This window comes from Algoriphagus sp. (assembly GCF_029254265.1).
In the GTDB taxonomy this organism is placed as follows: Bacteria; Bacteroidota; Bacteroidia; order Cytophagales; family Cyclobacteriaceae; genus Algoriphagus.
This window is the reverse complement of the sequence record NZ_JAQWXX010000092.1, coordinates 1-12,995: the sequence shown is the minus strand read 5'-3', so window position 1 is coordinate 12,995 and position 12,995 is coordinate 1. Positions and strand designations below refer to the sequence as shown.

The window sequence follows — 12,995 nt, the reverse complement described above, 5'->3', positions numbered from 1 at the left end:
AATAACCTAATAACCCAATGAGAAAATCGCTTCTGTTGATAGCATTGTGCTGTGTGAGTTTATGGAGTTGTACCAAACAAGAATCAATCGATCCCTTTGCAACAGTAAAACCGGAGGAAAGCAGATTCACCAAAATCCCATTGGTGGAAGGGCTCAATGAGCCCATGGAACTTGAAGTGCTTGATAATGGAGATGTACTATTTATTGAGCGAAATGGGAAATTGAAACTTTATCAAGCGGCTTCCGCTGAAACAATTGAGGTAGGGGAACTGGATGTTTACCCTGATGGAGAAGATGGCTTGTTGGGATTGGCGAAGGATCCGAATTTCTCGACAAATAACTGGATTTATCTCTATTATGCCCCTGCAGGAGGACCATCAATCAATCGTCTTTCTAGATTTGATTTCAAAGAAAATCTGTTGGATGTTAATTCCGAGAAGATCATGTTGGAAGTTCCGGTATTTAGAGGCTGTTGCCACTCTGGAGGATCGCTTGAATTTGATGGAAAGGGGAATCTCTATTTGTCCATGGGAGACGACACCACCCCGTTTGAATCCGATAATTACAATCCTATCGATGAGAGAACTGGAAGACCTGAGAATGTGGATGCGCAACGTAGCTCAGGAAATTCAAATGATTTGCGTGGTTCGATCATCCGAATCAAGCCTGAGTCAGATGGGACTTACTCTATTCCTGAAGGAAATCTTTGGCCGGTAGGTACTCCAAATACTCGTCCGGAAATCTATGTCAAAGGAAATCGAAATCCTTACCGAATCTCCATTGATCAGCGGAATGGTAACCTTTTTTGGGGTGAAGTAGGACCTGATGCAGCGATGGATTCGATGAGACGTGGCCCGAAAGGACATGACGAAATCAATTTGGCCACAAAAGCAGGATATTTTGGCTGGCCTTATTTTGTAGGGAATAACAAGCCCTATTGGAAATATGACTTTGAAAAGCAGGAAAGTCTTTATGAATTTGACCCAAAGGCGCCCAAGAATACTTCTCCAAATAATACTGGAGTTGAAATTCTACCACCTGCAACCTCAGCCTTGATTTGGTATCCATATGGTCCATCAGAAGAATTTCCGATGCTGGATGAAGGAGGCAGAAATGCAATGGCTGGCCCTGTTTATTACCGCGAGGATTATGAAAAATCAGATGTGAGATTTCCAGGTTATTACAATGGAAAAGTTTTCATTTTCGACTGGATGCGAAACTGGATTTTCACGGTCAGTCTGACGGAGAATTATGAGTACGATACCATGGAGCGATTCATGCCGTCAACCGTATTTGATAAGCCAGTCGATATGCAATTTGCTAAAGATGGGTCGCTTTATATGCTCGAATACGGTACCTATTGGAGAGCTCAAAATGATGATTCAGGTCTTTATAGAATTGTTTTTGCCGAAGGCAATCGAGCACCCCAAGTGAAAATATCGGCAGATAAAAAAGTGGGGGCAGCGCCACTGAAAGTTGAGTTTTCATCTGAGGGTACTTTTGATCCAGATCCGGAGGATGGGATCACTTACGAATGGGACTTTGGAGTTGATGGGGGAAAATTGAGTGAAGCAAACCCTTCATTTACCTTCGAAAAAGCTGGAACCTATCCAGTGAAATTGACAGCTACTGATAAGAGTGGAGAAAGCAGTTTGGCGATTATCGAAATCAAAGTAGGTAATCAACCGCCGATTGTTCAGATTGACTGGAAAGGAAATCGAAGCTTTTATTTTGGAAACGAAGCAATTGATTATGGGGTGAATGTGACTGATTCCGAAGACGGTAGCGTCGATGAATCAGACATAGATCTTACAATTACCTATATCGAAGGATATGATTTGATCAAAGCCGGTCATGAAGAAGAAGTCTTAAGTATCGGGGAAACTTATATCAATCAAGCGGGCTGCAAGGCTTGCCATGCCATAGCCAATGAATCTGTAGGCCCAGACTATACGGCTGTTTCTGAGAAATACAAAGGAGATGCAAACGCAAAAGCTTATCTGACCAATAAAATCAAAAATGGTGGTGGCGGAGTATGGGGCGAACGCGTGATGCCGGGTCATACCCACCTAGAAGATCAACAAATCTCTGAAATGGTGGACTTTATCCTCAGTATTTCTGATCCTAATCGTGGAGGAAAACTTCCGGTAAGAGGGACATACCAAATGGAAAATCAGACATCCCCAGAAGGATACTATTTAGTACAGGCAAGCTACACGGATAAAGGTGCAAATGGCATTGGTCCATTGACTACTACTAGTCAACTTATGATTCGGAATCCAAAAGTGATGGCTTCCAATGCCGATCAATTAAAAGATGCAGCCAGAGCTAATGGCGAGAACGTCAGCTTTGTGAAATATACTGCTGATGATTCTTGGTTGATGCTGCAGAACATAGATTTGAATCAGATTACCAGAATATCTTTAGAAATTGACCCAACGAATACCGGAGGGAAATTGGAGCTTAGATCGGGAAGTCCAAATGGAAAACTCCTTGGAACAACCGAAAAACTAAGCAAAGCAAGCCGGCCTAATGGTGCAAAAGGAGGTTGGTTTACGGTAGAAATGCCAATTGAGTCGACAGATTTTGTGGGGGATATTTATTTGGTTTTCAGAGCCGATCAGGATGTTTCGATTTGGAATACCCTACAGTTGAATAGTCTGAAATTCAATAGGTAGGAAATTTTTAAAAAAATGACTAGGGAATTGGTTTGGAATATTTAATTTCAAACTAATTCCCTAAATTCATTTAAAATTTTTTTGAATATGCCAACAGAACAAAGAACCTGTCTACAATGCGGAAATTCCATTCGGGGAAGAGTTGATAAGAAGTTTTGTGATGATTCTTGCCGAAATGCGTACAACAATCAGCAAAATTCGACCAGCAACAATTTAATCCGCAATATCAATCACGCGCTCAAAAAGAACCGGAATATCCTAGAGTCTATCATTCCGTCAGGAGAGGAGCTTGGAAAGACCACAAAAGATAAATTATTATTCCAGGGCTTTCAATTTAAATATTTTACCCACAGTTACGAGACCAAAAAAGGAAGTCAATATATGTTTTGCTATGATTTTGGGTATTTGAAACTGGAAGGTGATTGGTATTTGGTGGTGAAAGGTAAAGAAAGATAAGTAGGGGAAAGAAACCCAAAAACCTTCACTCAAATTTGGTACTTTTGAGGGTGTCAGAAACTACAAAGAATCCAATTACCCAATATCTTCGCAATCTTTCAATCGAGAGTTTGAATGAAATGCAATCGGAGTTTATTTCAAGAGCCTCAAAAAACGCTCATCTCGTACTTTTAGCTCCAACTGGATCCGGAAAAACAATAGCTTTTTTGATCCCTTTGATCACTGCCTTACAGGAAAATATCCGCGTGGTTCAAGCCCTAATAATTGTACCCACAAGAGAGTTGGCGATCCAGATTGAGCAAGTCTTCAAAGGATTAAAAACCCCATTCCGTGTAAGTACAGTTTACGGAGGGCATTCTTCCAAAATCGAATCGCAAAGCCTAGGTGAAGCCCCCGATGTAATCATTGGCACCCCAGGCCGACTTAACGATCATCTAGAGCGTGGTTCATTTGATCCATCTTCAGTTCGAACTGTTATCTTGGATGAATTTGATAAATCACTTGAAATGGGTTTCCAGGGCCAATTGAAAGCGATTTTTAAGTCAATGAGTGGTGAGCCAAGGTTCCTGTTGACTTCTGCGACTGCCTTGAAAAAAATGCCTGATTTTATTCCATTTTCAGATTACCGAACCGTTAATTTTCTTCGAGATGAGGTAGAATCTAAATTGGAACTTAGGCTAATCCATTGTTCAAGCAAAGAAAAAGGTGAGACATTGATGCGATTAGTAGCAGGATTTCAAAATGAATCATGTATAGTTTTTTGCAATCATCGAGATGCTGTTGATCGGCTCAGTACGCTATTAACCGACTACGATTATTCTCACAGTGTGCTTCATGGTGGATTGGAGCAAATAGATAGGGAGAAGAATCTCATTCGATTTCGAAGTAGGGTGACTAATCTACTGATCGCTACTGATCTGGCTTCCCGTGGCTTGGATATTCCTGAGATCAAGCAGATTGTTCATTACCAATTACCTCCTAAGGAAGATGCTTTTATTCATCGGAACGGGCGTACAGCAAGAATGCATGCGGAAGGAAAAGCTTATTTGATCTTGGCAAATGACGAATCACTCCCCGAGTACGTCGATCGGTTTGTTGAAGAAGAGAAGGTGAATGAAAAATTGACTCCTCCGATCAGACAGGAGTGGATATGCCTTTACTTTAGTGTAGGTAAAAAAGATAAAGTCAGCAAAGGAGACTTAGTAGGTTTATTGACTAAAAAAGGAGAATTAAAATCGGATGAAATTGGCTTGATTACGATTATGGATTTTGCATCGTATGTTGCAGTGAAAAGTAATTTGGTCCAGAAGCTGCTTCCAAAATTGAAAAATGAGCGCGTTAAAAAAACTAAGGTAAAAGTGGAGGAGGCGAATTGATTTGATTTAGTTTGCTGATTCTTGCAGACAATCAAGTTAATTTTTCATAAAAGAAATCAATAAAGCGATTACTAAGATTAAGATTCCAATCAAGGAAACCCAAACTGTTTTATTCATTTCCTTTCGTCTACCAAATCGATGATTTATACTTTCCTGAATTGATTTAAGGTCTGCTTGACTACGATAGTCTGGATCATTTTTTCCGGAGGAATAACTCAGTTTTTCACGGATTTTCCCCAATTTATGATTGGCTTTTAATTGATTGTTGGAATCCTTCATAAACCCTGCTCCGCCCGACATAATCTTTTATTTATTTTAGTTGATGATTGAATATAAAGTTGAAGATAGTTTAGAATTAAGGGAATTCATAGATATCCTTATTGAGTCAGGTTTATCAAAACGAAGACCTATGGAGAATCAGGATCTTTTGAATCGGATGTTGTGTAATTCCAATCTGATGATTTCTGCAAGGGTAGAAGGGAAACTCGTTGGATTCCTACGAGCTTTAAGTGATTTCAGTTACAGGACTTTTATTGCTGACTTGGCAGTGGTTGAGACTTATCAAAATCAAGGAATTGGTCGAAGGCTATTGACGGAAGCTCGAAAAGCTGGACCAGAGGCTAGGTTGATTCTTTTTGCTGCAGAAAATGCCGAAGCCTTTTATCAAAAATTAGGTTTTCAACTCCATGAAAGATGTTATCAAATCAAGCCAGAGGAGCTGTTGCGGTGATTTTCTATAAATTGGTTAACTTCCTTCTTGGCCAATTCATAAAATTCAAATGAGATAAAATTTACTACCGGCAGTGGGATTGCGGTTTTCATTATCACTAATTACCCTAAAATCACATTCAAGGAAAAAGATTTTTAATTTAAATACCAGAATAATCCTTGCTGAATAAGTAAGCGCTTTTTCTAATTTCTTATAATACTTAAACCATTTACACTTTATTAAATCTAACCCAATATGAAATCAAGCATGACCAAAAAGTCACACACAGGAATGATTATATTCTGCGAGATTCCATATGGCCTTTAAAAAAACAAAATATAATCATATGAAAATCAGAATTTTAATCGCTGTATTCCTAGTTTCTAGTTTCGGTTTTGCTCAGCAAAAAGAAGACTCTATTCCCAAAGCTCAAGTTTTTGAGTCCAAACAGTCAGTCACGATTGATGGTAAAACCATCAATCTTAATGCTAAGGCTGGAACAATGGAACTGAAAGACGAGAATAACAAGCCGATAGCCTTATTCGGTTTTACGGCTTATTTTAAAGAAAATCCTGAAAAAAATAGACCTATTGTTTTTGCCTACAATGGCGGGCCTGGATCATCTTCCTATTGGCTCCACATGGGAATCATGGGGCCAAAACGAATCGTCGTTGATGATCCCAATTACAACCAAGCTGCTCCCTATGAATTGGTAAACAATGAGTTTTCGATTCTGGATATGGCAGATGTAGTGATGATGGATCCTGTGGGAACAGGTCTAAGCGTGCCAATAGGAGATGCTACAGGAAAGGATTTTTGGGGCGTAGATCAGGATATTCGAAGCGTAAGTTTATTTATCATGCAATTCTTGAAACAGCATGGTCGATTAAATTCTCCTAAATATATCTTGGGAGAAAGCTATGGTACGTTTAGAAATGCAGGAGTGATGAGTTATTTATTGGGTCAAGGATATGCGCTGAATGGAGTAATTATGGTTTCAGCAGTTTTTGACCTTCGAACCTTATTTTTCGCTCCAAATGAGGATATGTCCTATGTGGTTTATCTTCCTACGATGGCAGCGACCTCTTGGTATCATGATCGAGTACCTAGTAAGGGAACCGATCTTCCGTCTTTTGTAGAGGAGGTTCGCCAATTCACGGAAATGGAATATGGTCCAGCTCTCTTTCAGGGAAATAATATCTCCGAATCAGATAAAGCGATGATTGCAAATAAGCTTCAGGCCTACACTGGGATCGATGCTAAAATCTGGCTTCGTGCAGACTTACGAATTAATGCAGGGGAGTATTTCCAAGAACTTTTGCGGGAAGATGGTATGACTGTCGGTCGTTTGGATTCAAGATATAAAGGGATTAATCTGGACCCAATGTCCATGGATTCATTTACTGATCCACAGTCTGATGCGATTTCGTCTGCATATACTATGGGTTTCTTGGATTATTTCCACGAAGATTTGAAAGTGAGTAAGGACTTAAATTATTCCACTTCGGCCTATTCCAAACAAGGTTTCAATTGGGATTGGAAGCATGAAGGAACTGCTTCTTGGGGTGCTAATTCATCTGTAACTACGCTCCCAGATATGGAAGATGCATTATCAAAAGATCCGAATGTCAAGATTCTAATTATGAACGGATATTATGATTTGGCTACTGTGTTTTATGGGGTGGAGCATTCGATTGCACATTTGAATCTTCCAAAATCTGCAAGGGACCGAATTATTATGACTTATTATGAAGCAGGTCATATGATGTACACTCATTTGCCTTCGGCAAAGCTTTTCAGAGAAGACCTGAAAGGATTCATTCAAAACACCCTTCGTAAGTAAAATGAGAATGCCCAACCGAGCTTGTCCTATCAATTTTATGGTTCCAAAAATTAAAATTCTGGGTTTATTCGGTTGGGTCTTTTTATTTTTTTCCTGTGCCGAGGCACAGAAACCCCAAAATCAAAATTTATACTTTCCTCCAAATGGTTCCGTAGCTTGGGAGTCAATTCCTGTTACTGAATTAGGATGGGATGCTGTTAAACTGGCAGAGCTTTTAACTTGGCTACCGACTCAGGATACACGCGCTTTCATTATTTTGAAAGATGGAAAAATAGTAGTGGAGGAATATTGGGGAGAAAATCTGACTGGCTTAGGCAAAATGAATCAAGATTCTTTTTGGTATTGGGCCTCTGCTGGAAAGACTCTTACAGCAGCATTGGTAGGAATTGCCGAAGAGCAAAAATTGCTCAAAATATCCGATAGAACTCAAGAGTATTTAGGGGAGGGTTGGACAGCTATGTCCAATATTCAGGAGCAGGAAATAAAGATTATTCATCATCTGACTATGACTACTGGTCTTGATGATCAAAACGTAGATTTGGATAATACTAACCCAGAAAGTCTTACTTACCTAGCTGAACCCGGGCAACGGTGGAGCTATCATAACGCACCATACACGCTGCTGGAAAAGGTGGTAGAAAATGCTTCAGGCAAGAGCTATCAGACTTATTTTGAAGAACAGATTGGGAAGAGAATAGGTATGTCTGGATTTTGGCAAAAGTCAGGTTTTAATAATGTCTTTTTTAGCAATGCAAGGTCATTTGCTCGATTTGGTTTACTTCTTCAGGCAAAAGGAAACTGGAATGGGGACAAAATATGGTCGAGCAACTATTTTGATGCACTTTCGGAAAGTTCGACTGATATTAACCGAGCCTATGGCTACCTCACTTGGCTAAATGGTAAATCTTCCTACATGCTTCCACAAAGTCAAACTGTTTTTCCAGGAATGCTTATTCCTCAAGGCCCGGCAGATATGTATCAAGCGATGGGTAAAAATGGACAATTCCTTATGGTAGTGCCATCCCAAGGCTTAGTGATTGTAAGAATGGGTGGGTCTGGAGATAATGCTCTGGTACCTTTTCTTCTGATCAGGGATATTTGGGAGCGATTGAGTCCTGTGATCGGGAATTAATTGATAATTAATTTCTTGGTGACTAAGCCATCGAGAGAGAATAGTTTCAAAACATAAATCCCTTTCGGTAAAGAAGACAAATCAAATTCCTGTCTCTTATTTTTCATTTCGGAATTCTTTAGAACTAGATTTCCATTTAAGTCAAAGATTTCTAATGCAGTTTTATCAAGGTTCATGCTTTCACCTTGAAGAGTGAATCTACCTGTGCTCGGATTAGGATATACATTATACACAGGGGATATACTTTGATCTTGAATTAAACTGATCCCTATAACCCGAAAAGTTTCAAATCGACCATCGTAATCAGTTTGAGTTAATCTATAAAACTGGCGACCATACCTAACATCTTTATCGATAAACTCATAGCTTCTTTGCTCCAAAGAATTACCAGATCCTGGAATTATGGCAATAGTTTCCCAGGTTTTACCATCAAAAGATTTCTCCAAAGTGAAAAATGCATTATTTTTTTCTGTAGCTGTGGTCCAGAATACTTTGATGTTTTTTTCTGAAGTCTCTTCTGCTTTAAATTCTAATAATTCAATTGGTAATATCCTAAATGAACTAGCAATTGAGAGAAGACCAAATGTTGAATTTGCCCCTCTTGTTACAGTTCCTGAGTCAGCACTTCCAGATACAGTTCCTCCCATGTCCTTCCAAGCAGAACCGTCCCAATTAATTAGTATAAGCTCGGTATGATCTATAATAGGCGATGTACGTGTTGAATTATAACTCAATGCCAAAGACCGAGCAGCTGAACCTGTATTCCGATTGAAACTCCAATGTTCGGATTGATTCATAAGTCCAATGGTTGGATCTTTTCCTACTGTATCAGTTGGAATATCAACTGGAGCAATAGCGAAGTACTCTGAACTGTATGAATCTGTTGGGCCTCCTCCTCCTCCAAGAGTAGATGGTGCGTAGGATCCACTTTTTCCTATGGGAAATTCGAAATTATCATTTCCGATTTTTGTGACAGGACCATCCACATAGCTGGCGTCAGAAGCATCAACAGATGTTGCGTTATCTATAAATGTAAGAATATTAGTATTCGAGGTGTTAATTACACCATTGCTGAAGGTAAGGGATTGATCTATTTGTAAAGGGACATTTAGGGTTAGTGTTCCTGTAGTATTCATTTGTACCAACTCAGCAATTGGTGGTTGAGCTAGGTTACCTTCCCATAGTTGAGAAGTGTTTCCATCAATGAGGACTGTTCCATTTCCTTCCGCAAAGAATATACTGGCATTACTCCCCACGGTGGAAATGTCCCCTCTAAAGCTGTTTATCCCATTGTAGGCTGGTTCGATATTTCCTGAACCTGATTTTATAAATGATACATTTCTGTTAAAAGTATCTCCGTTATTATTTGCTAGTCTGAGGTTTGAGTTAGAGTTATTTCTAATAATTGTTGTTCCAAAACTATTTCCTCCAAACCAATTATTTGCACCTCCTCCAGTCTTAGTGAAATTAGCAGTTCCAGAAACTGTCGCAAAAGAATTTCCCGCTTGGGTCATATTGATGTTAGCGGCAGTGAAGGTTCCATTCCGAGCAAAAGTATTCGCTTGGGTAAAGTTGATTGTTGTTGCAGTAACCTCAAAGTCTCCTTGAAAAGAAGAATTTATTGAAGTAAATGTCGTTACTCCAAAATTTCCATTTGGAGAATTTTGAACTTGAGTGAAATTGTTGAATTCAAGAAGGTTTCCAACAGAAAAGCCTGAGGTAACAACTCCGCCTGTTGTTAAAGTTGACGTTCCTCCACCTTCCCCAAATCGGACCTCCCCATTTGCATTTGAGTTATTGATAGTGATTTGCTGAGCGAAGGTGTTGGTCCCACGAAAAGCGATTCCTAGAAAGTTGGTTCCAGTATTTGTAAAAGTACTAGTGGAATTAAAGGTATCCCCTGTATTCGTTCCTAACCTAAAGAGTGAGTTGGAGTTATTTATCACACTTACGATACCAAAAGTATTTCCTCCGTTCCATTGATTAGTACCTCCTCCGGTTTTCGTAAAAGTTACTGACCCGCCAGCGGTTGCAAAAGAATTTCCCGCTTGGGTCATATTGATGTTAGCGGCAGTGAAGGTTCCATTCCGGGCAAAAGTATTCGCTTGGGTAAAGTTGATTGTTGTTGCAGTAACCCCAAAGTCTCCTTGAAACGATGAACTCGCTGAAGTAAAAGTGGTAACAGCAAAACTGCCGTTAGGGGCATTTTGAGATTGCGTGAAATTATTGAATTCCAGCAAGGCACCTGTAGTAAACCCACTAGTCAGAACTCCACCTGTCGCCAAATTAGAAGTGGAGGAAGCTGTGACCTCCCCAAAACGAATGCTTCCGGACGCATTGGAATTGTTTAGTGAAATCTGTTGAGCAAAAGTATTAGTTCCCCGATATGCGATGTCAATAAAATTTGTCCCATTGTTTGAGAACACACTAGTTGAAATGAAAGTATCACCTACATTATTGGCTAATCTTAAAAAAGAATTAGAATTATTGATAAAAGTGAAAGTACCAAAGGTGTTACCGCCATACCATGTGTTGGCAGCGCCGCCATTTTTGGTAAAAGTGACAGCTCCTCCAGCTGTTGCAAATGAACTTCCTGCTATTGTTTGCGTGAAATTTGCAGCAGTGAATGTTCCGTTTCGTGCAAAAGTGTTAGCTCGCGTAAAATTAATGGTGGTTGCAGTGACTGTGATATCTCTTTGGAAAATGGAGTTATCTGCAGTGAAGGTGGTAGTATTTACCCCTATACTGCCTTGAAAAGATGAGTTTATCGAAGTAAATGTCGTTACTCCAAAATTGCCATTAGGAGAATTTTGAGTTTGGGTGAAATTATTGAATTCCAAAAGAGTACCTACCGAGAATCCGGAAGTTACAACGCCACCAGTTGCTAAAGTTGATGTTCCTCCTCCTTCCCCAAATCGGACCTCCCCATTTGCATTGGAGTTATTGATAGTGATTTGTTGCGCAAAAGTATTTGTCCCGGAAAAAGCAATTCCAAGAAAATTAGTTCCTGTATTGGTAAAGGTGGAAGTTGAGTTAAAGGTATCTCCACCTCCAGAATTAGCCAATCTTAATCTTGAATTAGAATTGTTAGTAATCGAAACTGTGCCAAAAGTATTTCCTCCAACCCAGTTATCATCTGGACCTCCATTTTTGGTAAAGGTGGTTGAAGTCCCTGCTGGAGTGCTGAAGGTATTTGGCCCGTCTAGATTAAGATCACCTGCTGAAATAAATGTATTGTTACCATTGAATGTATTGCTAGTTTCAATATCTATATCATCGGTAGTAGTCACCGAAAAATCTCCTTGAAAAGTGGAATTATTTACAAAAAAATCCGAAACGATAAAACTGCCGTTTGGTACATTTTGGATTTGTGTAAAGTTATTGAACTCTAACAATGCCCCTTGGGTAAAGTCGGTGGTAATTACACCTTCCGTAGTAAGGGTAGATACACCACCTCCCTCTCCAAATCTCATGTCACCTCCTGCATTGGTGTTGTTGATTTCTATTTGTTGCGCAAAAGTATTTGTTCCAGAGTAGGCAATTCCAAGGAAATTATTTCCATTGTTAGTGAATGTTGAGGTTCTCAAAAAGGTGTCACCTGTGGCATTGGCTAGCCTTAACCTACTGTTGGCATTATTGGTGAAACTAACGGTTCCAAAGGTGTTGCCTCCCTGCCAATCATTATTACCGTTTCCATTTTTTATAAAAACAGAACTAGTGCCTGCTGGTACACTGAATTGATTATTACCGTCTGCATCAAGATTACCTCCTGAGATAAAGTTATTGGTTCCGTTGAAGGTGTTATCACCAAAAAAAATCAAATCATCGGTAGTTGTCACTGAAAAATCTCCCTGAAAAATTGAATTGGTAACAAAAAAAACTTCAACCCCAAAAGTACCGTTGGCTACATTCTGAACCTGAGTGAAATTGTTGATTTCCAATATAGTTCCTACTGCAAAGTTTGTGGTAAGTAATCCTCCCGTCGATAAAGTTGAGGTGCCTCCCTGATCTCCAAATCTTATTTCTCCTGCCGGATTAGTGTTGTTTATGGTGATGGATTGTGCAAAAGTATTGTTCCCTCGATAGGCGATATCGATAAAATTGTTTCCGTTGTTTTGGAATATAACCAAACCGGAAAAAGTGTCTCCGTTTGTATTGGCAAACCTGAACAGCCCATTTCCATTGTTGGTGATTTGGGTGTTCCCATTGAATTGATTGTTGCCTTGCCAGACTATTTGTGAGTTGCTTAGATTGGTAATAATAGTAGTGCCATTGAATTGGTTGGATCCTGACCAAGTGTCATTGTTATTCCCTGTTTTGGTCAGGGTGAAAGGTCCGTTGAATTGGGTGTTTTGCACCTCTTCGATATCATTTCCATTGAGGATCCCGTTAGAAACAATCCCTCCACTTAAGTTCAAATCTTCGGTAACATTCAGTGTAAAGCCATTAAGATTTAATGAACCTGCCGACACTCTCAGGTCTCGTACCGTCACATTACCTGATAAAACGGGTTGATTTGGGGCTGCACCGTTATTTATAAAAGCATTTGCACCTGCTCCTGGCACTGTATTCGGGCTCCAATTTGATGCAGTATTCCAGTTGGTACTAGTTACGCCAATCCACGTTTGTCCAAAACAAACTTGTTGGAATAAAATAAATAAACCAATTAGAATTATTCTGGACAATAGAGGTGTCCGCTTAACATCATATCATATTTGAGATATACATTTTATCTGCTTTTACCATTCTGATGATTAGATTATTGAAGATGGTGTCTTTGTTCTGGGAGCGATTAATTCGG

The 12,995-nt window shown here is 39.6% G+C and carries 8 protein-coding genes and 1 pseudogene; 6 read left to right on the top strand and 3 right to left on the bottom strand.

Features of this window, described 5'->3' with window-relative positions; genetic code table 11:
- Window positions 1-17: 17 nt before the first annotated feature.
- The 3 genes from P8O16_RS13665 to P8O16_RS13655 all read left to right on the top strand — a co-directional run bounded on the left by P8O16_RS13665 (window position 18) and on the right by P8O16_RS13655 (window position 4,510).
- Entirely contained in the window at window positions 18-2,678 is a 2,661-nt protein-coding gene (locus tag P8O16_RS13665) for a PQQ-dependent sugar dehydrogenase (RefSeq protein ID WP_300315994.1), read from the top strand.
- Window positions 2,679-2,765: 87 nt separating this feature from the next.
- Window positions 2,766-3,134: a DUF2116 family Zn-ribbon domain-containing protein gene (locus P8O16_RS13660; RefSeq protein WP_075352040.1), complete on the top strand. Its 369-nt coding sequence runs from the start codon at window positions 2,766-2,768 to the stop codon at window positions 3,132-3,134.
- A gap of 50 nt (window positions 3,135-3,184) precedes the next feature.
- Window positions 3,185-4,510 carry a DEAD/DEAH box helicase gene (locus tag P8O16_RS13655; RefSeq protein WP_300315991.1) on the top strand — a complete coding sequence of 442 codons (1,326 nt, stop codon included), beginning with the start codon at window positions 3,185-3,187 and terminating at the stop codon, window positions 4,508-4,510.
- A gap of 36 nt (window positions 4,511-4,546) precedes the next feature.
- Here P8O16_RS13655 and P8O16_RS13650 read toward each other — a convergent pair whose 3' ends face one another.
- Entirely contained in the window at window positions 4,547-4,810 is a 264-nt protein-coding gene (locus tag P8O16_RS13650; RefSeq protein WP_300315989.1) for a hypothetical protein, read from the bottom strand.
- Window positions 4,811-4,832: 22 nt separating this feature from the next.
- Between P8O16_RS13650 and P8O16_RS13645 the strand changes: the two genes are divergently transcribed.
- The 3 genes from P8O16_RS13645 to P8O16_RS13635 all read left to right on the top strand — a co-directional run bounded on the left by P8O16_RS13645 (window position 4,833) and on the right by P8O16_RS13635 (window position 8,194).
- Window positions 4,833-5,240, top strand: coding sequence for a GNAT family N-acetyltransferase (locus P8O16_RS13645; RefSeq protein WP_300315987.1), 408 nt, complete (start codon window positions 4,833-4,835; stop codon window positions 5,238-5,240).
- A 325-nt stretch (window positions 5,241-5,565) separates the two neighbouring features.
- The gene (locus P8O16_RS13640) at window positions 5,566-7,062 is read left to right on the top strand and encodes a carboxypeptidase (RefSeq protein ID WP_300315985.1); all 1,497 of its coding nucleotides are present in this window, start codon (window positions 5,566-5,568) and stop codon (window positions 7,060-7,062) included.
- 37 nt (window positions 7,063-7,099) lie between these two features.
- On the top strand, window positions 7,100-8,194 hold the full coding sequence (locus tag P8O16_RS13635) for a serine hydrolase (RefSeq protein ID WP_300315983.1): 1,095 nt from the start codon (window positions 7,100-7,102) through the stop codon (window positions 8,192-8,194).
- Here the strand turns inward: P8O16_RS13635 and P8O16_RS13630 are convergent.
- Both P8O16_RS13630 and P8O16_RS13625 read right to left on the bottom strand, forming a co-directional pair.
- Window positions 8,191-12,879: a T9SS type A sorting domain-containing protein gene (locus P8O16_RS13630; RefSeq protein WP_300315981.1), complete on the bottom strand. Its 4,689-nt coding sequence runs from the start codon at window positions 12,877-12,879 to the stop codon at window positions 8,191-8,193. The genes P8O16_RS13635 and P8O16_RS13630 overlap by 4 nt on opposite strands.
- A gap of 19 nt (window positions 12,880-12,898) precedes the next feature.
- Window positions 12,899-12,995: pseudogene (locus P8O16_RS13625) on the bottom strand (IS1595 family transposase); the annotation flags it as partial.

Excerpts from the sequence above, each read along its gene's own strand:
- P8O16_RS13635 (WP_300315983.1), top strand. The coding sequence starts at position 7,100 with ATGGTTCCAAAAATTAAAATTCTGGGTTTATTCGGTTGGGTCTTTTTA.
- P8O16_RS13665 (WP_300315994.1), top strand. The coding sequence starts at position 18 with ATGAGAAAATCGCTTCTGTTGATAGCATTGTGCTGTGTGAGTTTATGG.
- P8O16_RS13645 (WP_300315987.1), top strand. The coding sequence starts at position 4,833 with ATGATTGAATATAAAGTTGAAGATAGTTTAGAATTAAGGGAATTCATA.
- P8O16_RS13640 (WP_300315985.1), top strand. The coding sequence starts at position 5,566 with ATGAAAATCAGAATTTTAATCGCTGTATTCCTAGTTTCTAGTTTCGGT.
- P8O16_RS13660 (WP_075352040.1), top strand. The coding sequence starts at position 2,766 with ATGCCAACAGAACAAAGAACCTGTCTACAATGCGGAAATTCCATTCGG.
- P8O16_RS13650 (WP_300315989.1), bottom strand. The coding sequence starts at position 4,810 with ATGTCGGGCGGAGCAGGGTTTATGAAGGATTCCAACAATCAATTAAAA.